The sequence below is a fragment of the Rhodanobacter umsongensis genome, from assembly GCF_042654965.1.
Classification (GTDB): Bacteria; Pseudomonadota; Gammaproteobacteria; order Xanthomonadales; family Rhodanobacteraceae; genus Rhodanobacter; species Rhodanobacter umsongensis.
This window is the reverse complement of sequence record NZ_JBHSMK010000002.1, coordinates 144105-164540: the sequence shown is the minus strand read 5'-3', so window position 1 is coordinate 164540 and position 20436 is coordinate 144105. Positions and strand designations below refer to the sequence as shown.

Here is a 20436-nt window from a genome sequence, read left to right as displayed (position 1 = left end):
ATGTTCGTCATTTTCAGCGTGTTTTACATTCTGATCGCAGCGGCGATGATCGTGCTGATCCTGCTGCAGAACGGTGCGGGAGCCGACGCTGGCTCCGGCTTCGGCGGCGGTGCATCGGCCACGGTCTTTGGTGCGCGTGGTTCGTCCACCTTCCTGACCCGTGCGACCGGGGTGCTTGCCGGGCTGTTCTTCCTGCTCAGCCTGGGCATGGGTATTTACCTGCATGGCAACGGGGCGCCCCACAGCAACGCCAATGATCTGGGTGTCATGGGGGCGATTGCCGAAAAGCCGGCTGCCGCCAAAGCCGCAATTGCCGCATCATCGGCGGGTTCGGAAGTGCCGTCGGCAACCCGCACCGCCGTTCCGGCCGCGTCGCCAGCAGCACTCCCTACCCAGAACAAGGGTGAGGTACCGGCGGCCCCGCAGCCTCCGGCCAAGCACTAAGCAACACACCTGCCCAGGTGGCGGAACTGGTAGACGCACTACCTTGAGGTGGTAGCGACGCAAGTCGTAGGGGTTCGAGTCCCCTCTTGGGCACCAATGAAGGTTTCGGTGGATTCATCACCGGGCCCGTAACACGGAGAACCGCCGCGAGGCGGTTTTTTCCGTTCATGGCTACGGGATAGCATTCATGCCGACTTGGTGACGGCCAACTGGGCGAGGCGGATGCGCGGCGCTTCCCGTACATCGCTCGTGGGTGTTGGCCGACATAACTACCGCTTCTGCCATGGCAAATTGCGCCCACAGACGAAGCTTTCGCCATCGTGCTGGCGCACCATGCGAACGATGATGCGCATGTTGTAGCTGTTATGACCGCGCAGGGCGGCCAGCTCGGTGAAAGCCAGCGTCTGCGACAAGGATCGCGGCATACCAATCGGTGTTGATGAGCGGCAAGCTGCTTGCATTGGTAAGCGGCGCGGCCTAATTTCAGCAAACCCTACCAAGGAGGGCGTCAGGTGATCAATGTGGTTCTGGTGGACGATCACGAGCTGGTTCGTACCGGCTTTCGGATGATTCTGCAGCAGCAATCGGATATCAATATCAGCGGTGAGGCGGGTACTGCCGAGGAAGGCCTGCAGCTGATCCGTACGCTCGCGCCGGAAATCGCCCTGGTCGATGTGCATATGCCTGGCATGAGCGGCATCGAGCTCACCGAACGGGTCAGCCGGTCAAAGCTCGCCACCCACATCGTCATCGTTACGGTAGTTGACGACGCTCGCTTTCCCAAACGATTGCTTGACGCAGGCGCCCTTGGCTACCTTACCAAGGGTTGCACCGCCGACGAGCTGGTATCGGCGGTACGTCAGGTGGCGATGGGCCGTCGCTATCTGGCACCCGCAGTGGCGCAGCAGCTTGCGCTGGCCACTCTGGACGGCAGTGCTTCACCGTTCGACGTACTGTCCAGCCGTGAACTCGAGGTTGCGATGATGCTCGTTCGCGGCAAGCCGCTTACCATTATCGGCGAACAACTCAATCTGAGTCCGAAAACGGTATCCACCTACAAGCAACGTCTGATGGAGAAGTTGCATGTGGATCATGTTCTCAGCCTGGCCCATCTGATGACGATGCACGGCTTGATCGATTCGCCCAATCACCATGTGGGCAGCTGACGATCTGACAAGAAAACCTGGGCACAAAAAAGCCGGACAGAAGTCCGGCTTTTTTGTGCTTGCAATACGCGGGCCTCAACTTTGAGAGTCGGAGTTCCGCTCGTCGTGTTCAGTCTCTGCGGTCGGGGTGACCGCGGTGGACGTCTCATGAGACGGCGCAGCAGACGGCTCCGGGCGCACGGGTTGGGCGAGCAGGTCGCCTTGTTTGGGCAGCGCCGAAGTATTCGCGGCAGGACTTGGTGCCGCTTCAGGTGAAGCGGCCGCTCCGGCGGAAACCGTTGTGCGTCCAGGTTCTGTTGGCGGATGGGCTTCGGCAACTGCTGGAGCCGAAACCACGGGGGTGAGCCGAACCGACGAGGGGGCCATGGCCGCTGGCTTGGTTTCCGGTACGGGTGTGGCGGCCGGACCTTCCGCAGGTGCTGGCGTAGCTGTCCTGGCAGGCGCCGGAGTGACCCATTCCGCTCTGACGGGAACATCCACACTGGCGGAGGGTGCGCGCTGTGGAGTGTCGCTGGAAGGAGCTTGGGAGGCGCCAGGCTGAACGGCCACTGTCACATTCGGGCGATCGGAAGCAGTTCCTGCCTGATCGGGAATCGGCGGCAACGTGGGCAAGTTGAACGCTGCCGTCACGGGTGCGGCGGCGTTGACCGCCGCCATGACCGGAGCGGCGGCGTCGGGCTTCGGCGGCATATCCAGCGCGGCAGGGGCGGTGCCGGCATCCGGTTTGCCGCCGGGCGGGTTTCCGACAGGAGATGCACCCGCCGATCGGGCTGTTTCGCCGCGGATCGCGACTTTGGCCGGCGCCAGAGAACTGGCGATCTCATCACGGTCCTCATCGTCGAGCGCCTGTGCCTGCACGGTATCGAGATTCGCTTCATTCGGTACCGATTCGTCATGGCGACGCCGACGACGGCCGCCGCGACGGCCACGACGACGGCGCGACTGGCTGCCATCCGTGTCCAGAGCGTTATCGATTGCTTCCGACCCCATGGGCTCCGATTGGGTTGCGAGCAATTCGGCTTCCTTTGCGGCATCGTCCGCCGGAACGGCGATCGGTTGTTCGGTGGAAGGGCGGGGCTGGCGTTCGGGCTTGGGCTGTGGCGGATTGGGTTTGCGTTCGGCGCGGGCCTGATTGTTCTCGACGTTGGCGGGCCTGGGCTGGCGCTCCGCTTTCATGGTCTGGGTTTGGGACTGTTGCGCCTGGCGCGGTTGCGTCTCGTTGCCGCGCTGGCGATTGCTACGGGCCTGCTGCTGGGCACCGGCCTTGGACGACGAACCCGGCTGCGCAGACTCGCGCCGCGGCTGGCGCTGTGAAGGCGCGCTCGATGTGCTGGCACGCGCTCCCCGTTCGTCGCGTCGATTGCGATTGCTGTCACGAGCGTTGTCGTCGTTGCGTGGAGCTGCCGGCGGCGGGGCGGCCTCGGCGGCGCTGCGGAACCAGCCAAGGAGTCGCGAGATGACGCCGGTCGCCGGCGCCGTCGGAGGCACGGCGTGGGCGATCGGGCGTTGACGTCGTGCTACCGGTTGGGTTTCCACCGCAGCCGGTTCGGGGACTTCATCACGCAATGGGGCCGGGCTGGAAGGCACGATGCCGCTTACGGCTGGCTGCTCGGTGCTGCCAAGTGCCTGGCCCATCTTGGGTAGCTCGGCGGCGTCCACCGTGGTCAGGCGCTCATAGCTTGGTTTGCTATGTTCGCCCATGTCCGCCTCGCGAATGCGCTGGATCTCGATATGGGGCGTTTCCAGCTTCTCGTCAGCGACGATCATCACGTGCACCTTGTGGCGCAGTTCGATCTCGACCACGCTGGCGCGCTTTTCGTTGAGCAAAAAGTTGACGACGCTGGACGGCGCCTGCACCAGTACCTGGCCGGTGTTGTCCTTCATCGCGTGCTCTTCGATCAGGCGCAAGGTCGACAACGACAGCGACTCCACGCCGCGAATATGGCCGTGGCCTTCGCAACGCGGACAGACGATCTGACTCGCCTCACCAAGGCTGGGGCGTAGCCGCTGACGCGACATCTCGAGAAGGCCGAAGCGCGAAATGCGTCCGATCTGCACGCGGGCGCGATCCTGCTTCAGCGCTTCTTTCAGGCGATCTTCCACCTCGCGCTGATGTTTGGGGCTGTCCATGTCGATGAAGTCGATCACGATCAGGCCACCCGCATCGCGGATACGTGCCTGGCGGGCGATCTCCACCGCCGCCTCGCAATTGGTATTGAATGCGGTCTCCTCGATGTCGCTGCCCTTGGTGGCCTTGGAGGAGTTGATATCGATCGCGGTCAGTGCTTCGGTCTGATCGATGACGATGGAGCCGCCGGACGGCAAGCGCACCTGGCGATCGAACGCGCTCTCGATCTGCGTTTCGATCTGATAGCGGGTGAACAGTGGGGTGTCGTCCCTGTACAGCTTGAGTTTGCGCAACGCGTTGGGCATCACCTGCTGCATGAAATCGCGTGCATCGTTGTACAGCGCTTCCTCGTCGATCAGGATCTCGCCGATGTCGCTCCGCAGGTAGTCGCGCAGCGCCCGGATGAACAGCTTCGATTCCTGGTAGATCAGGAAGGGCGCGCGCTGCTTGCTGGCGGCTTCGGAGATCGACTTCCACAGCTGCAGGAGGTAGTCGAGATCCCATTGCAATTCTTCGGCGTCGCGGCCGAGACCCGCGGTACGCACGATCAGGCCGACGTCATCAGGCACAGTGACGTGGTCGAGTGCCTCCTTCAATGCCTGCCGGTCCTCGCCCTCGATCCGGCGCGAGACGCCGCCGGCCTTCGGGTTGTTCGGCATCAACACCATGTAGCGGCCAGCCAGGCTGATGAACGTGGTCAGGGCGGCGCCCTTGTTGCCGCGCTCTTCCTTTTCCACCTGGACGACGATTTCCTGGCCTTCCTTGACCAGTTCGCGAATGCTGGACTTGTGGTGGTCGAGGCCCGGCGTGAAGTACTCGCGGGAAATTTCCTTCAGCGGCAGAAAGCCATGGCGTTCTGCCCCATACTCGACGAAGCAGGCTTCGAGTGAAGCTTCAACTCGAGTGATTCGTCCCTTGTAAATATTGGACTTTTTTTGTTCCCGCGAAGGGATTTCAATGTCCAGGTCATACAGGGTCTGGCCATCGACAATGGCCACGCGCAACTCTTCACGCTGAGTCGCGTTGATCAACATACGTTTCATGGTGGTTATCCTCGGCTTGGCCGCGCGTCGCGTGCCGCGGTGGCGCCACAATGGCGGCCTGCCGGGGATCGCGCCGCTGCGGTTAAGCGGCAAAAAAACGGCACCGTTGCCGGCGTCGGGATGATTCGGTCAGCTGCGCCTGCCGCCCCGACACCTCACGGCATCGGACAAACAGCGACCCAAACCGTTACGATGAAAGGGAGCCGCGACCGGCCGCCAAGGCAACCGGCGCAATCCTCGCCGACGTTACGGGCAGGCATTCGACCCGATCCAGATACCGATGGGCAGAATGTAGCGCCCGACGAGTATCCTATTTCAGCAGGTTTTTTTCAATGCAGACGGCAACTTCCCCCGACGCACCTCACGGTGTACGTCAAGTCGAGATCGGTCCCGAAAGGGACGGTCAGCGCATCGACAATGCGCTGGTGACCCTGTTGAAGGGGGTGCCCAAGAGCATGATTTATCGCCTTTTGCGCACGGGCCAGGTGCGCGTCAACGGCAAACGGGCCAAGCCGGATACCCGTCTCGCTGACGGTGATACGTTGCGCATTCCGCCGGTTCGGGTAGCGGCGCGCCCGGAAGGGCGCCCGCCCGCCAGTGGCTTGGTGGCCTCGGTGGCCGATGCCGTCATATTCGAGGACAAGCACCTCCTGGTGATCGACAAACCCTCGGGGGTCGCCAGTCATGGCGGCAGCGGGGTCAGCCATGGCGCGATCGAACTGCTCCGAGCTGCGCGGCCGCACGAACATCTGGAACTGGTGCATCGACTCGACCGCGATACCAGCGGCGTCCTGGTGTTTGCCCGCACGCGGGCTGGTCTGACCGGGCTGCAGGCTGCGATTCGCGCCGGCGAGGTCACCAAACAATATTTGTGTCTCATGCTCGGCCACCCGTCCAAGGCGAAATTCGACGTCAACGCGCCATTGTTGAAATCGGTGTTGCAAGGCGGTGAGCGGATGGTGCGGGTCGCCGACAACGGCAAGCCGTCGCTGACGTTTTTTCGGGAAATGGAGCAGTATCCCGGTGCACGCCTGATGCAGGCTACGCTGGGCACGGGGCGCACACACCAGATCCGTGTGCATGCGGCGCACATCGGTCATCCTCTGGCGGGCGACCCGAAGTACGGCGACAAGGAAATGAACAAGCGTTTCCGCGACATGGGTTTGCAGCGGTTGTTCCTGCATGCTGCGCACATGAGCTTTGAGCTCGATGACCGGGCGTACAGTTTTTCCACACCGCTGCCGGATGACCTGAAGGAGTTTCTCGATGTGCTTGCCGTCAAAGGCAAACGGCTCGTCTACTCGCGGGACAAGTCGCGCACTGACTTCTGATCACCTTCCCAGCAACGCCTCGACCCGTGCAGCGCAGATGAAGTCGTTCAGCGACAGACCGCCGACGTCATGGGTCGACCAAAGCAACCGGCAATGGCCGTAGCCGGCTTCGAGATCGGGATGGTGGTCTTCCCTGTTGGCCATGAAACCGACTGCGTTGATGAAGCCGAGCGTTTGGTGAAAGTCGGAGAACTTGAAGTCCTTGGCAATGGCCATGCCGTCGTCAAGCAGTTGCCAGCCTGGCAGCTGCCGCAAATAGCCAGACACCTGATGGATATCCAGTGCATGTTCCTTGCCCTTGCGCGGCTCGCAATGGCGGGTGGCCAGGTCATTGGCATTCATAGAGGGTTTCCACGCGGATGACATTGAAGGCGAAGCGTCGAAGTTGTGCGCGTAAAAGTCAAAGCAAGCAGCGGATTCGAAACAGGACTAAAATGGTGCTGTTTCGCCGGCAGGGTTGCCGGCACCCGTTTGGCGACACTGGAGCAAGCATGATCGATATTTCCGAACGCGCGCAACAACACTTTCTGCGGCTTCTCTCACAGCAGGGCATTGACGGGTTGAGCATCCGCCTGCGGGTGACCGCGGCGGGTACGCCGGCGGCCAACTGCGAGCTCGAATTCTGCGAGCCGATCGATCTTGCGGGCGGTGAATGGACGATCGAGTGCGCCGGCTTCAACTTCCATGTCGACGGCGACAGCGCCAGCTGGCTGGACAACGCGACCATCGACTTCGAACCGAACGCCACCGGTGGCCAGCTGAACATCCGCGCGCCCAAGATCAAGGGCGACATACCGGGGGCGCAAGCGGGATTGATCGAGCGCGTGCGCTACGTGCTGGAAGCAGACGTCAATCCGAAACTGGCTTCGCACGGGGGCAGGGTGACCCTGCTGGAGATCACGGCCGCCGGTGCGGTGGTGCTTCAGTTTGGCGGCGGTTGTCATGGCTGCGGCATGGTTGATGTCACCCTCAAGCAGGGCGTGGAAAAGACCTTGCGCGAGCGGGTGCCGGAGATAACCGCGGTGCTTGATGCCACCGATCACGCCGTGGGGGAAAAACCTTATTACGCCAAGGCCGACGGCAAGTCGGCGGTCGCCTGATTGCACTTTCCTGATCCCGGATAAGCAAGGGCCCGCCATTGCTGGCGGGCCCTTGGTACGTGCGGTGCGGCAGCAGCGTTCGCCTATTTGTCGCCTTCGACGTGACCCTTCAAGGTATCGAGCTTGCTCGGCAGGCTGGAAAAGTACGCGGCGATATCCTCGATATCCTGATCCGACAGGGTGGCCACCATGCCCTTCATGATCGGGTTCTCGCGCTGGCTATCCTTGTATTCATGCAACACCTGCTGCAGATACATGTTGTACTGTCCCGCCAGGCGCGGATACTGGGGATCGACCGAATTGCCGTCCGCCCCGTGACAGGCGAAGCAGGTAGCGGCTTTCTGTTTGCCGTTCTCGATGCTGCCACTGGCCAGCAACTGGGTGGAAACGAACGCCAGTGTGGCGCCGAACGAAAGCAGGGTGATCGCATGTTTCATGCGGAGATTCCTTGGCAACTACTTGGCGAGGCTGGAAAGATAAGCGGCAATATTCTGGATGTCCGTATCGGACAGGCTCTGCGCCTGGGCGCCCATGGTCGGATGCTTGCGATCACCACTTTGGTAGCCATGCAGCGCGTTGACGATGTACTGAGCGTTCTGCCCGGCGATTTTCGGGACGGGATACTGTGGGTAGGCGTTGGTATAGCCGGGAACGCCATGGCAACCCGCGCAGGTGTAAATCAATTTGCGCCCGGCAGCCTTGTCGCCTTCAGCGTGCGCACCGAGGGTGGCGAAGAGTGCCATGGCCGCAGCCAGGCCAATCAATTGCAATCGAGTCATCGAGATCATTCCCACGAGTACGGCGGGTACAGGGTGATGTAAAGTCCGGAAGTATAGTCGTTGGGTTCACGGCGGAACAACACCGGGACGAACGCCATCCATTTTTGGGTAGCCGTCCCACGCCATCTTCGGCGGACGACGAGATGACCGGCATGAGGATGAAATCCGAAGGTGCCTGGATGCGGGCCATTGGACAACGATGGTTCCAGTGGCGGGGGCATTGATGTATCAGTGGCAAGCCCCATATACTGCTCTGATCAAATCGTTTTCCCCGGGGGTGTTCTGGCTTCGACGGGGGTAGTGAGATGACTTGGTGCATGCCGAGGGGGCAGCTTTCCTCGTTAATCCAGCAGCAAACTTCTAGTTGCCAACGACGACAACTACGCTCTCGCCGCTTAAGGCGTAAGCCCCGAACCCACTTGTGCTCATGCTCGTCGGTGTAGGGTCATTATCATGAGATCGCCGAACGCTGCCGCCTGGCGGTTCTAGGCTAGATCAATCAGGCTGGTTCCGCGGTGCGCTTCGCCCATCGTGCTTGTCGCGGAACGAGATCGAACGGTGAGCTAAGCATGTAGATCCGGGCATTTAACGCCTTCGGACGCGGGTTCGACTCCCGCCACCTCCACCAATGCAGAACCCCCGAGCGATCGGGGGTTTTTTTATGGACGACGGCAGTGGAGTGGATTCAAGCGGAGCGATTGTGCGAACGCATGGTGCGCTGTTTTTCGATCTGCCAGTCGCGCTGCTTTTCGGTGTCGCGCTTGTCATGCTCCTGCTTGCCGCGGGCGAGGCCGATCTCGACCTTTACCTTGTTGCCTTTCCAGTACATCGCGGTGGGCACCAACGTATAGCCCTTGCGCTCGACGGCACCGACCAACTGGTCGATTTCCTTGCGATGAAGCAGAAGCTTGCGCGTGCGCCGATCTTCGGCGATGACGTGGGTGGACGCGCTGATCAGTGGCGGGATCGAAGTGCCGATCAGGAAGATCTCGTTCTTGAGGACGACGGCATAGCTGTCGCCGAAGTTGATCCGCCCAGCACGCAAAGCCTTCAACTCCCAACCCTGCAGCGCCACGCCGGCCTCGAAACGCTGGTCGATGTGGTACTCGAAACGCGAACGCTTGTTGAGCGCGATGGTGCCGCCGCCCTTGTTGTCTTTGTCCTTCGCCTTGGCCATGTCCGTTAAACTCGGGCCTTGCTGCCCTGATGCTGGTTCCGCCGCACAGCGGGCCAAACCAAGCGTGATGTAAGAGGTTGCCGTGATCGAAATCCGCCGCAGCGCACTGGTGAAATACTCGCCGATGCAGATGTTCGACCTGGTCAATGACGTTGAAGCATACCCAAAGCGCTTCGCGTGGTGTGCCGGTGCGGAGATTCTCGAGCGTAAGGATAATGCGCTGGTGGCGCGGCTGGATCTCAAGTTCGCTGGATTGCGGCAGAGTTTCACCACAAGAAACACCGTCGACCCACCCGTGCGACTGCAGATGAGTCTGGTTGATGGCCCGTTTCGCAGCCTCGAAGGCCTATGGGAATTCACAGCCCTCGGTGACGCCGGTTGCAAGGTCGCCTTTGCGCTCGATTTTGACTACGCGGGCCGGCTTGGTGGCGCCGCCTTGAAGCTGGGCTTCCAGGGTTTGGCCGGGCGCATGGTGGACGACTTCTGCGGCGAGGCCGAGCGCATCTATGGTTGAGCGAACGATGGTGGTCGAGGTGGTCTATGCGGATGCCGACAGGCAGGTATTGCTGCGGGTGGAACTGCCCCATGGCAGCTCGGTCAAGCAGGTGATTGATCTTTCAGGTATTGCCGGCGAGCTCCCCGACGGCGTAGTCGACCTTCATCGGTTGGGCGTATTCGGCGACAGGGTCGCGCCTGATCGCACTGTGCAGAACGGCGACCGGATCGAGATCTATCGACCGTTGCTGCTAGATCCCATGGAAGCGCGCCGCCGGCGTGCCCGCTGACACCCCGCGAATAGGCAAATTGGCCTCGGGCTCGCCTGCCAGCGATTGACGATCAATGGCTGTTGTCGTCCTTCCCGAAACCACCGTCGTTCTTGCTTTCCTGCGGTGATTTGCTCTTGTCGCCTTCGGTTTCGTTGACTGGGTAACCGGCATTGTATTTCTTGCTGTCCTTGACCAATTGCTGGGCATCCTGCGCAAAGAAGTCGCCTTCGGTACGAACCAGCGTGTCGTTGTTGAAGGTCAGCGTGAAGGTACGCACTTTTTGCGGATTGCCGCGATGCGAAAACGTCGAGACATAGTCCCAGCGGCTTTGGTCGAACGGCGTGCTCACCGATGGCGTGCCCATGAGCACCAACACCTGGTGCTTGGTCATGCCCGGCTTGAGTTGATCCACTACCTTCTTGTCGAGCAGATTGCCCTGTTGCACGTCGGGTTTGTAAGCGATGTGGCAGCCGGCAAGGGAAAGCGCCAGCATGGCGAAAACCAGCAGGGTAATCAGCTTTTGCATGCGTATTGCGTCCGGGTCGTAAGGGTGTCGGATGATACACTACCGGCTCGAAAACGCCGTGTGCGGAGAGTGACCAATGGAGCAGGAAACCAAAGAGTTGCGCAGGGTTGGCCTCAAGGTGACCCATCCGCGCATGCGCATTCTGCAGATCTTCGACGAGGAGGGGGTGCAGCACCTGACGGCCGAAGACGTCTACAAGAACCTGCTTGCGCATCAGGAAGACATCGGACTGGCCACCGTTTATCGTGTACTGACCCAGTTCGAGGCTGCCGGCATCATCGTCAAGCACAACTTCGAAGGGGGCCAGGCGGTTTACGAACTGGATCGCGGAAAACATCACGACCACATGATTGATGTGGACAGCGGGAAGGTGATCGAGTTCGTCAGCGAAGAGATCGAGCGCCTGCAGCATGAGATTGCTGCGCGGCATGGCTACGTGATCGAGGATCACAGCCTGGTGCTTTACGTGCGACCGAAGCCGCATTCGCGCAAAGGCTAGCGTTGACGAGGCGGCGAAGGTTGGGCCTGGCGCTGAGGGGCAGGCATAAAAAAGCCGCGAGAAGGACTCCTGTCCACTCGCGGCTGCTCCCCTACCTGATTCGATCGGCATGCGCGAATGGCTCGCGATTGCCTTGCTCGTCGCCAGGTAGTGGCGAAACGGCATCCTGCCGTTGTTTCAGAGCCCCCGTCCCCACGGTGACTCTGATCCACCATCTCGCGATGGTGGCTCCCCCACATCGATGAACCGATCGTAACGAGGGCTTCACGTTTCCGGTATCGGAAAAATTCCTAGTCCCGTCGGGCGTCCCGATGGCTGTCTACAGGATGGTTGTTGCTTCGCAGCAAAATACGCAGATGAACCCCGGCTTGTTCCGGGCGCAGCCGAAACTGGCCGCCCAACGAGGTGACCCGGTCGCGCATGCCCTGGAGCCCTCGGCCACCTCGGGGCAGCCGGCTGGGCAGGCCGGCGCCGTTATCGCGCAGATCCAGCACGGCCAGCGCGATGCCTTGGCGCTCGCCGATACGCAGGCGCAGCCGGAACTCGCTGGCCTGGGCGTGTTTGACCGCATTGGTTGCGCTTTCCTGGACCAGCCGATAGATCGCGGTGCGCGTGTCATCGTCCAGCAGACGGGGTTCACCATGCAGTTCGGTGTGGTACGTCATGCCGGCGGTATTCAGTAGATCCCGGATAGGTCCTTCGTCCAGCGCGCGCAGCAACCCGAACTCGTCCAGCACGGCCGGACGCAGGTCGTCCAGCAGGCGGTGCAGGGCCCGTCGCATGTGGGCGAGGATGGTGTTGATCGAGGTGCTGATGTCTTCCATGCCAGCCTGATGCAAGCGCGTCTGCGCCAGCTTGACGTGGGTCTGGATGGCCGTGATGTTCTGTCCCAGTTCGTCGTGGAGTTCTGCTGCCAGGTGGCGGCGCTGGTTCTCGTCCGCCTGCAGGTTGCCGCGGGCTGCGTCACGTAACTGATGGGCCAGTTGATCCAGTCGACGATTGACCGCGCCCAGGTAGACGTTCTGCTCGGCGACCCGGTCACTGCTTCGTCGCAAGGCGTCGGTGGCCGAGCCGAGCATGAGCGCGCCGGTGCCAGCCACGGCCAGAAACAGGTACGCGGCGGCGGTGGACGGCGCATGGCCAAGATGCTGGTCGACCAGGGTCATGCCGAGGCTGGTGATGAGCATCGCCAGGCTGGCGCCGCGCCAGCCGTGGCGGAAGGCGAAGAACAATACCGGCGCCAACGAAAGCACTCGCGCAAACTGCGGTTGGGGTGCAGCCTGTTCCGACAACACCAGCAGGATCGTCATGGAGGGCAGCATTACCAGCAAACCGTCCATGACCAGACTTGCCAACGCTCCCTGATCGATCCGGGTACGCAGCAGCATGATCATCAGCGGCACGATCAGCAGGATGCCCAGGTAGTGACTAAGCAACTCTTCGCCGAGCACGCGAAGCATCAGTTCGGGAGAATCCGGCACGCGGACCAGGGCGAACAAGGCCGCGTCAACCGCGGTGGTCGCCGTCACCATCAGTACAACAGAAAGCAGCAGCCGGGTCACCTCTTGCGGACTGTGCAAACTGGCATGCAGATTGAACCGCCGCAAAAGCCATAGCCCGCCAGCCATCACTAACGGTTCGGGCAATTCATCCATGGCAAACCCGGCCCAGCCGGCAGGCAGTCCATGCGCCAGCGCCAGACCCGTCGCAGCGGCAAGTTCCGCACCCAGCAACCAGCCCCAATGGCGCACCGGTATCAACAACAAGGCGCCGAAGCGCAGGCCGTACGGCAGCATCCAGAACGGCTGCACCGTGGGCCACAGCAGCAGCCACAGCAACAGATAGCCGGCGCCGAGCAGCGGGCCGGAGTCGGGCAGATGGAGTGGTTTCAGACGCATGCCGGAGATGGTACATGCGCGGTCAGCAACGGTGCGGGGCGGGGCGTCACAACGAACGTGCATGCGACGCGGCGCAATGTGTAAAGTAGCGGGATGTACAGCATCGTTCTGGTTGATGACCACGCCATTGTCCGCGAGGGTTTCAAGCGGCTGATCGAGATGGAGCCGGATCTTGACGTCGTGGCCGAGTGCCGCAGCGCCGACGACGCGGTGGAAGCCGTCGGTCACTGGCGCCCGGATCTGGTGGCCTTGGATCTGTCGTTGCCCGATGGCAGCGGGCTGCCCTTGATCGAGCATCTGCTCAGCGTTTGCTCGCATACGCGTATCGTGGTGCTGAGCATGCACGACGGCGAGCCTTACGTCTCCGAGGCCCTGCGCCGCGGTGCCAGCGGTTATGTCACCAAGGGCGTGGCGCCCGAGGAACTGGTAGCCGGCCTGCGCGCGGTAATGCACGGGGAGTGTTTCCTCAGCTCGGATCTGCGCCAACGGCGCGCCGACCGTCCGAACGCTGCGCTGGATCCGATCAACCGGCTGACGGCGCGCGAACGTGAGGTGTTTCTGTTGCTGGCCGGTGGCCGGGCGCCCAAGCAGGTGGCGGCGGAGCTCGGTATCGGCCAGAAGACCATCTACATCCACCGCGCCAGCCTGATGGGCAAACTGGGCGCGGGTTCGGAACTGGATCTTTACCGGATGGCGACCGAGCGTGGGCTGCTGTCACCCCAATAGCTGAGTGTCGGAAGCGGGCCGTGCGCTCAGGCGGTCTGCGCCCGCTCCAGCATCTGTTTGGCATGCGCTCGCGTTTCACGGGTGATCTCGACGCCGCCGAGCATGCGCGCAAGTTCATCGCGTCGCCCGCCGGCATCCAGCTTGTCGATGTGGGTGCGGGTGGACTCACCGTCACTGTGTTTGCTGACGCGCAGATGGGCATGGCCTTGCGCCGCGACCTGCGGCAGATGCGTAACGCACAACACCTGCCGCTGACCACCCAGCGCACGCAGCTTCTGTCCAACGACCTCGGCCACGGCGCCTCCGATGCCGGTATCGACCTCGTCGAAGATCATGCTGCCCACGGTGTCCTTGCCCAGTGTGGCGACTTCGATCGCCAGGCTGATGCGCGCCAGTTCGCCACCGGAGGCGACCTTGCGCAGCGGCCGCGGCGGCTGGCCGGGATTGGCGCTGACCAGCAGTTCACAACGCTCCTGGCCCTGCGGGTCAGGCTCTTCGCCGGCTACCGTTTCCAGTTCGATACGCAACTGGCCGCCAGTCATCCCCAGCTCGGCCATCAACATGCTGACTTCCTCGCCGAGTTTGTCCGCCGCAACGGCGCGCGCCTGGCTCAGACGCGACGCCGATCGGGTGTAGTCATCCTGTAGCTGCTGGCGCTGCGTGGCGAGCTGCTCCAGGGCGGCGCCGGCACCTTCAAGCTCCATCAGTTCGGTGCGAAGCGTGCCGAGCCTGTCGTGCAGTTCGCTCATGGGTAATCGATGCCGACGCGACAGCTCGTGCAGGCGGGCCAGGTGGTTGTCGACTTCGGTGTAGCGCTCCGGGTCAAGGTCGACATCCTGCGCATACCGGGCCAAGCCGTCGGCCGCCTCGCCGAGCTCGATGCCTGCGTTGTCGAGCAATTCCAGCAGGGGTGCGAGTCTGTCGTCGAGCATGGTGAGCTTGCCGAGCTCGGCGTGTGCCCGTCCAAGCGCGCGGCGAAGGGCAAACTCGCTGTCGCCATCGAGCAGTTCCACCACGCTGGCGGCGCCTTCGGCCAACCGACCGGCATTGGCCAGACGCCTGTGGCTTGCTTCAAGCTCGCCCAGTTCGGTTTCGGGGAGCGTCCATTTTTCCAGTTCGCCGACTTCATGGCGCAGCATGTCGATGCGCTTGTCGCGATCATCGCCGCCGCTGAGCCTGCGCACGCGCACACCGATCTCGCGCCATTGCATCGCACTGTCGCGCACCTGTGCCAGCAGATCATCGTGGCCGGCGTAGGCGTCGAGCAGTGCCATCTGATGTGATCGCGACAACAGCGCCTGATGCTCGTGTTGACCGTGGATCTCCACCAGCAGCGCAGCGAGCTCGCCTAGCTGGCGCGCGTTGGCGGGCCGGCCGTTGATCCAGGCTTTGGAACTTCCTTCAGTTCGGATCACCCGGCGCAACTGGCACCCACCGTCTTCGTCCAGCTCCTCGCGCTGCAGCCATTGGCGCGCTTGCGGAAGATCCGCCAGATCGAACTCTGCGGCCAGTTCGGCCCGGTCACTGCCAGCCCGCACCATGCCACTGTCGGCACGGGCGCCCGCCAGCAGCATCAAGGCATCGACCAGCAGGGACTTGCCGGCGCCGGTTTCCCCGCTGACCACGGTAAGCCCGGGGCCGAACGCTACTTCGGCGGCTTCGACGACGGCAAAATGACGGACGTAGAGTGACGTGAGCATAGGCTGGCAGATGATGGAATGAGTGGATTGTAGCGGCAGGTCGATGACGCAAGACGCTGCTCCCACTTGCAAGGGACGCGCGCAAACCTTATTTCTGTCGGGTCTCAAGGACTGCTACAACACTATGATCAACCCGCATGGCCACGATCTCGATGCCCGCGCCCGGCGCCTGCTGCGCACGCTGATCTCCCAGTATCTGGTCGATGGCGAGCCGGTCGGCTCGCGTACGCTGTCGCGCTCCTCGGGCCTGGACGTGAGCCCGGCCACGATCCGCAACATCATGGCGGATCTGGAGGAGGCCGGGCTGGTCGCCTCCCCCCACACCTCGGCCGGTCGTGTGCCGACGCCGCGTGGCTTGCGCCTGTTCGTGGACAGCCTGATCGAACTGCAGCCGCTGCCGCACGACGAGATGGCACGCCTGCAACGCGAACTGCCGCCCGGTCCCACCACGACGCTGGACCTGCTCGGCAATGTTTCCACGCTGCTCTCGGCGATGACGCGCTTCGCTGGTGTGGTCACCGTGCCGCGCCAGGTCGACTTTCCGCTGCGACATATCGACTTCGTTCCGCTGCCGGACGCCCAGGTGCTGGTGATCCTGGTGTTCACTGACAACCAGGTGCAAAACCGCATCGTCCAGTTGGCGAAGCCATTGGGCAGCGCCGAGCTGGAGCAGGCCGCAAATTATCTCAACGCGCAGTTTGCGGGCCTTCGCGTGGACGACATCCGGCTGCACCTGCTGGCCGAACTGCGCGAGACCGGCAGCGAGCTGAACCAGCTGCTGGCCAGCACGGTCGAGCTGGCCACCGCGTCTTTTGCACCGCAGGCTGGTGGTACCGATGTGCTGGTCAGCGGCCAGACCAATCTGATGGCGTATTCGGAACTGGCCAACCTGCAACGCTTGCGTGAGTTGTTCGATGCGTTTCAGCAGAAGAACGAGCTGCTGCAGCTGATGGAAGTCTGCGCCCGGGCGCCGGGCGTGCGCTTGTTCATCGGCGAGGAATCCGGCTTCACCGCGCTCGATGGCTGCAGCGTGGTCACAGCCAGTTACGGCGCGCAGGGGCGCGTGCTGGGCGCGGTCGGCGTGATCGGGCCGACGCGGATGGCTTATGAGCGGGTGATTCCGGTGGTGCAAGCCACGGCCGGATTGCTCAGCGATGCCTTGAATCGTGCCGCCGTGACCCTATAACCGCTGCGGGAGGCGGTTTTTTGGCATTGAACGGTCGGCATGCGCGTGCCGGCCACGAACTTTTTGTCTGGAGTGATGCATGCAGAACAACGATCAGCAGTCGCCCGGCGAGACCTCGCCACAAGGCCAGCAGGGCGAGCCGTCGGCGATCCATACCGAGCTTGGCAATGCGCAGGCACGTGTGGCTGAGCTTGAGGGGATCAACGCCGAGCTGCTCGAAACCGTGTTGCGGGAGAAGGCCGAGCTGGAAAACCAGCGCCGGCGTTTGCACAGGGATCTCGAACAGGCGCGCCGTTTCGCCAACGAGAAACTGCTGAATGAATTGTTGCCGGTCTACGACGGCCTGGAGAGTGGCCTGGCGGTCGAAGGTGGTGACCTGGCGTCCATGCGCGAGGGAATCAACCTGACCCTGAAGGCGTTGCTCAAGGTGGCTGAGAACCACGGCATGTCCCAGATTGATCCACTCGGACAGCCGCTGGACCCCGAACGCCATCACGCCGTGAGCATGGTGGACGCCCCCGGCAGCGCACCTGGCACCGTGGTCAGTGTGCTGCAGAAGGGTTATGTGCTGAATGATCGCCTGCTGCGTCCGGCTCTTGTCGCGGTGGCGAAAGACTGAGCGATCCACCGACGGAGGCGCCGAATGGCGCAACCGTGGGAACTAGGTAGAGCATCCGGGGCCTTGCCGGCATTGAATCGCTGCACCAGGCCCCCATCTGGAAACCATCCGGCCGCGGGGCCGCAAGAAAGACATTGGAGAGTAGACACATGGGCAAGATCATCGGTATCGACCTGGGCACCACCAACTCCTGCGTGTCCGTGATGGATGGCAGCAGCACCAAGGTCATCGAGAACTCGGAAGGCGACCGCACCACGCCATCCATCGTCGCCTTCAACAAGGACGGCGAGGTTCTCGTGGGCGCCTCGGCCAAGCGCCAGAGCGTGACCAATCCGAAGAACACTTTCTACGCGGTGAAGCGGCTGATCGGCCGCAAGTTCACCGATGCCGAAGTGCAGAAAGATATCCACATCGTGCCTTACGCCATTGTCGCGCACGACAACGGCGACGCCTGGGTGCAGACTTCCGACGGCAAAAAGATGGCGCCGCAGGAAATCGCAGCAAAAGTGCTGATGAAGATGAAGAAGACCGCCGAGGACTATCTCGGCGAGACGATCACCGAGGCGGTGATCACGGTGCCTGCGTACTTCAACGACAGCCAGCGTCAGGCCACCAAGGATGCCGGCAAGATCGCCGGCCTCGACGTCAAGCGCATCATCAACGAACCGACCGCTGCCGCGTTGGCCTACGGGATGGACAAGAAGGGCGGCGACCGCAAGATCGCGGTGTACGACCTGGGCGGCGGCACCTTCGACGTGTCGATCATCGAGATTGCCGAGGTCGACGGCGAGAAGCAGTTCGAAGTGCTGGCCACCAACGGCGATACCTTCCTGGGCGGCGAAGACTTCGACATGCGCGTCATCGACTATCTCGTTGACGAATTCAACAAGGAGCAGGGCATCGACCTGCGCAAGGATCCGCTGGCGTTGCAGCGTCTGAAGGACGCGGCCGAGCGCGCCAAGATCGAGTTGTCCTCCAACCATCAGACCGACGTGAACCTGCCGTACGTCACGGCTGATGCGTCTGGCCCGAAGCATCTCAACATCAAGCTGACCCGGGCCAAGCTCGAGTCGCTGGTGGAGGAGTTGATCAAGCGCACCATCGAGCCATGCCGCACGGCGTTGAATGATGCCGGCTTGCGCGTGTCCGACATCGACGACGTGATCCTGGTCGGCGGCCAGACCCGCATGCCCAAGGTGCAGGAGTCGGTGAAGGACTTCTTCGGCAAGGATCCGCGCAAGGACGTCAACCCCGACGAGGCCGTCGCCGTGGGCGCAGCGATCCAGGGCGGCGTGCTGGGCGGCTCGGTCAAGGATGTGCTTCTGCTGGACGTGACTCCGCTGTCGCTCGGCATCGAGACGATGGGCGGCGTGATGACCAAGCTGATCGAAAAGAACACCACGGTGCCGACCAAGGCAGCGCAGACGTTCTCCACCGCCGACGACAACCAGACCGCGGTGACCGTGCACGTGCTGCAGGGCGAGCGCGAGCGCGCCAGCGCGAACAAGTCGCTGGGCAAGTTCGACCTGTCCGGCATCGAATCCGCGCCGCGTGGCCAACCACAGATCGAAGTGACCTTCGACATCGACGCCAACGGCATCCTGCACGTGTCGGCCAAGGACAAGAAGACCGGCAAGGAGCAGAAGATCGAGATCAAGGCCGGTTCCGGCCTGTCCGAGGACGAGATCCAGCGGATGGTTGCCGATGCCGAGGCCAACAAGGAAGAGGACAAGAAGTTCCACGAGCTGGTGGCGACCCGCAACAAGGCAGACCAACTGGTGCACGCCACTCGCAGCGCATTGAAGGAACACGGCGGCAAGGTTCCGCCAGACCAGCTCTCCACGATCGAGGGCGCCTTGTCCGATCTGGAAAAAGTCAAGGACGGCGAGGACAAGGCAGCGATCGAGTCCAAGGTGGAGAAACTGGAGCAGGTGGCGCAAGCGCTGCATGCGGCGGCCCAGGCCGGTCCCACCGATGCCGGCACGCAGCCGCCGCCGGGCGGTGGATCGGCCCAGCCGGACGACGTGGTCGATGCCGAGTTCACCGAAGTGAAGGGCGACAAGCAATAATCGCCAGGTACGTTGTCGGCATGGCCGATTGACCAGCCCGCGCCTGGAACTCCTGGCGTGGGCTGTTTGCTGAAGCCGTGGTGCAAGGGGCGCGACAAGCAGTGTGGATGCATGAATGAGCAAGCGTGACTATTACGAAGTGCTGGGCGTCGAGCGCAGCGTCAGCGAAGCCGAACTGAAGAAGTCGTTCCGTCGGCTGGCGATGAAATGCCATCCGGACCGCTGTCCGGACGATCCGGCGGCGCAGGAGAAGTTCAAGGAAGCCAAGGAGGCCTACGAGGTACTGTCCGACGCTTCGAAACGCGCCATGTACGACCAGCATGGCCATGCCGCGTTCGAGCATGGCATGGGTGGTCGCGGTGGCGCTGGTTTCGGCGATGTCGGCGACATTTTCGGCGACATTTTCGGCGACATCTTTGGCCGGAACGGCGGCAGCCGCGGTCGCCCCCGGCGCGGTTCCGACCTGCGCTACATCATGGAACTGGATCTGGAGGAGGCCGTGTTTGGCGTCAACCGGCAGATCGAGGTGCCAACCCAGGTCAACTGCCACCATTGCAACGGCAGTGGCTCCGAGGATGGCAAGGTCAGCAAGTGCAAGACCTGCCATGGTCATGGTCAGGTGCGCATGCAGAACGGCATCTTCTCGATCCAGCAGGCTTGTCCGCATTGCGGCGGTACCGGCCAGGCGATCGAGAAGCCATGCAGGAAGTGCCACGGCGAAGGCCGCATCGAGGAGACCCGCACGCTGTCGGTGCAGATTCCCGAGGGCGTCGACAACGGCGATCGCATCCGCCTGGCCGGGCAGGGCGAGGCTGGTCCATCCGGTGCGCCGGCGGGCGATCTGTATGTGGAAATGCACGTGCGCGAGCACGCGATTTTCCAGCGCGAGGGCAACGATCTTTACTGCGAACTGCCGATCCGCTTCTCGCAGGCTGCGCTGGGCGCCGAGTTGCCGGTACCGACGCTGGAAGGCGAAGTGCCCATCAGCATTCCGCCCGAGACTCAGACCGGCACGCAGTTCCGCCTGCGCGGTCGCGGCGTCAAATCGGTGCGCAGCAGCCGACACGGCGACCTGATATGTCGGGTGGTGGTGGAAACGCCGGTGCGATTGACCAAGCAACAGCGTGAATTGCTGGAATCACTGGAAGCGACCTTCGACAGCAACGACGCAGGTAAGCACACGCCACGCGCGAAGGGCTGGGTCGATGGTGTGAAGCAGTTCTGGTCGAAAGTGACCGCATGAGCCCGGCAACACCCACTTTGGCATGTACCGACCGA

21 protein-coding genes, 1 tRNA gene and 1 other RNA gene are annotated in these 20436 nt (G+C 62.6%); 14 read left to right on the top strand and 9 right to left on the bottom strand.

The genetic code is table 11. The features are described from left to right. Entirely contained in the window at positions 1-444 is a 444-nt protein-coding gene (gene secG / locus ACFPME_RS00760; protein WP_377301037.1) for a preprotein translocase subunit SecG, read from the top strand. Between the two features lie 11 nt (positions 445-455). Continuing rightward, positions 456-540 (top strand) — tRNA-Leu (locus ACFPME_RS00755). 173 nt (positions 541-713) lie between these two features. Here the strand turns inward: ACFPME_RS00755 and ACFPME_RS00750 are convergent. Next, positions 714-869 carry a hypothetical protein gene (locus ACFPME_RS00750; protein WP_377301035.1) on the bottom strand — a complete coding sequence of 52 codons (156 nt, stop codon included), beginning with the start codon at positions 867-869 and terminating at the stop codon, positions 714-716. 87 nt (positions 870-956) lie between these two features. Between ACFPME_RS00750 and ACFPME_RS00745 the strand changes: the two genes are divergently transcribed. Next, positions 957-1610, top strand: coding sequence for a response regulator (locus tag ACFPME_RS00745; RefSeq protein WP_377301033.1), 654 nt, complete (start codon positions 957-959; stop codon positions 1608-1610). A 75-nt stretch (positions 1611-1685) separates the two neighbouring features. Here the strand turns inward: ACFPME_RS00745 and ACFPME_RS00740 are convergent, their stop codons facing one another. Next, positions 1686-4781, bottom strand: a complete 3096-nt coding sequence (locus ACFPME_RS00740; RefSeq protein ID WP_377301031.1) for a ribonuclease E/G — start codon at positions 4779-4781, stop codon at positions 1686-1688. A gap of 332 nt (positions 4782-5113) precedes the next feature. Between ACFPME_RS00740 and ACFPME_RS00735 the strand changes: the two genes are divergently transcribed. Continuing rightward, the gene (locus ACFPME_RS00735; protein WP_377301029.1) at positions 5114-6112 is read left to right on the top strand and encodes an RluA family pseudouridine synthase; all 999 of its coding nucleotides are present in this window, start codon (positions 5114-5116) and stop codon (positions 6110-6112) included. Here the strand turns inward: ACFPME_RS00735 and ACFPME_RS00730 are convergent, their stop codons facing one another. Continuing rightward, positions 6113-6454, bottom strand: a complete 342-nt coding sequence (locus tag ACFPME_RS00730; RefSeq protein WP_377301027.1) for a 4a-hydroxytetrahydrobiopterin dehydratase — start codon at positions 6452-6454, stop codon at positions 6113-6115. A 149-nt stretch (positions 6455-6603) separates the two neighbouring features. Between ACFPME_RS00730 and ACFPME_RS00725 the strand changes: the two genes are divergently transcribed. Beyond that, on the top strand, positions 6604-7212 hold the full coding sequence (locus tag ACFPME_RS00725; RefSeq protein ID WP_377301025.1) for an NfuA family Fe-S biogenesis protein: 609 nt from the start codon (positions 6604-6606) through the stop codon (positions 7210-7212). Between the two features lie 83 nt (positions 7213-7295). On the opposite strand, the gene ACFPME_RS00720 is transcribed toward ACFPME_RS00725, so the two are convergent. Further along, a complete protein-coding gene (locus tag ACFPME_RS00720) occupies positions 7296-7649 on the bottom strand; it encodes a c-type cytochrome (protein WP_377301023.1) in 354 nt (117 codons plus the stop codon). Positions 7650-7667: 18 nt separating this feature from the next. Then, complete coding sequence (locus ACFPME_RS00715) at positions 7668-7991, bottom strand: c-type cytochrome (protein ID WP_377301021.1); 324 nt, start codon at positions 7989-7991, stop codon at positions 7668-7670. A gap of 273 nt (positions 7992-8264) precedes the next feature. Between ACFPME_RS00715 and ssrA the strand changes: the two genes are divergently transcribed. Further along, positions 8265-8619: a transfer-messenger RNA gene (gene ssrA, locus ACFPME_RS00710) on the top strand. A gap of 57 nt (positions 8620-8676) precedes the next feature. Here the strand turns inward: ssrA and smpB are convergent. Next, positions 8677-9168 (bottom strand): SsrA-binding protein SmpB, encoded by a 492-nt coding sequence (gene smpB, locus ACFPME_RS00705; RefSeq protein WP_077517912.1) that lies wholly within the window; start codon positions 9166-9168, stop codon positions 8677-8679. Between the two features lie 82 nt (positions 9169-9250). On the opposite strand from smpB, the gene ACFPME_RS00700 reads away from it, so the two are divergent. Beyond that, positions 9251-9682 (top strand): type II toxin-antitoxin system RatA family toxin, encoded by a 432-nt coding sequence (locus ACFPME_RS00700; protein WP_377301018.1) that lies wholly within the window; start codon positions 9251-9253, stop codon positions 9680-9682. 7 nt (positions 9683-9689) lie between these two features. Further along, the gene (locus ACFPME_RS00695; RefSeq protein WP_377301016.1) at positions 9690-9953 is read left to right on the top strand and encodes an RnfH family protein; all 264 of its coding nucleotides are present in this window, start codon (positions 9690-9692) and stop codon (positions 9951-9953) included. A 52-nt stretch (positions 9954-10005) separates the two neighbouring features. Here ACFPME_RS00695 and ACFPME_RS00690 read toward each other — a convergent pair whose 3' ends face one another. Further along, positions 10006-10461, bottom strand: a complete 456-nt coding sequence (locus tag ACFPME_RS00690) for an outer membrane protein assembly factor BamE (RefSeq protein WP_377301014.1) — start codon at positions 10459-10461, stop codon at positions 10006-10008. Between the two features lie 76 nt (positions 10462-10537). Between ACFPME_RS00690 and fur the strand changes: the two genes are divergently transcribed. After that, the gene (gene fur, locus ACFPME_RS00685) at positions 10538-10960 is read left to right on the top strand and encodes a ferric iron uptake transcriptional regulator (protein WP_377301012.1); all 423 of its coding nucleotides are present in this window, start codon (positions 10538-10540) and stop codon (positions 10958-10960) included. A 290-nt stretch (positions 10961-11250) separates the two neighbouring features. Here the strand turns inward: fur and ACFPME_RS00680 are convergent, their stop codons facing one another. Next, positions 11251-12858, bottom strand: a complete 1608-nt coding sequence (locus ACFPME_RS00680; protein ID WP_377301010.1) for an MASE1 domain-containing sensor histidine kinase — start codon at positions 12856-12858, stop codon at positions 11251-11253. 93 nt (positions 12859-12951) lie between these two features. Here ACFPME_RS00680 and ACFPME_RS00675 point away from each other — a divergent pair, with 93 nt between their 5' ends. Beyond that, positions 12952-13584: a response regulator gene (locus tag ACFPME_RS00675; RefSeq protein WP_377301008.1), complete on the top strand. Its 633-nt coding sequence runs from the start codon at positions 12952-12954 to the stop codon at positions 13582-13584. 26 nt (positions 13585-13610) lie between these two features. On the opposite strand, the gene recN is transcribed toward ACFPME_RS00675, so the two are convergent. Further along, positions 13611-15284 carry a DNA repair protein RecN gene (recN, locus tag ACFPME_RS00670; RefSeq protein WP_377301006.1) on the bottom strand — a complete coding sequence of 558 codons (1674 nt, stop codon included), beginning with the start codon at positions 15282-15284 and terminating at the stop codon, positions 13611-13613. Between the two features lie 124 nt (positions 15285-15408). On the opposite strand from recN, the gene hrcA reads away from it, so the two are divergent. From hrcA to dnaJ, 4 genes are all read left to right on the top strand, one after another. Then, entirely contained in the window at positions 15409-16470 is a 1062-nt protein-coding gene (gene hrcA, locus ACFPME_RS00665; protein WP_377301004.1) for a heat-inducible transcriptional repressor HrcA, read from the top strand. A gap of 79 nt (positions 16471-16549) precedes the next feature. Beyond that, positions 16550-17089: a nucleotide exchange factor GrpE gene (gene grpE, locus ACFPME_RS00660; protein ID WP_377301002.1), complete on the top strand. Its 540-nt coding sequence runs from the start codon at positions 16550-16552 to the stop codon at positions 17087-17089. A 149-nt stretch (positions 17090-17238) separates the two neighbouring features. After that, positions 17239-19158: a molecular chaperone DnaK gene (gene dnaK, locus ACFPME_RS00655; RefSeq protein ID WP_377301000.1), complete on the top strand. Its 1920-nt coding sequence runs from the start codon at positions 17239-17241 to the stop codon at positions 19156-19158. Between the two features lie 115 nt (positions 19159-19273). After that, positions 19274-20401: a molecular chaperone DnaJ gene (gene dnaJ / locus ACFPME_RS00650; protein WP_377300998.1), complete on the top strand. Its 1128-nt coding sequence runs from the start codon at positions 19274-19276 to the stop codon at positions 20399-20401. The last annotated feature ends 35 nt before the right edge of the window (positions 20402-20436 follow it).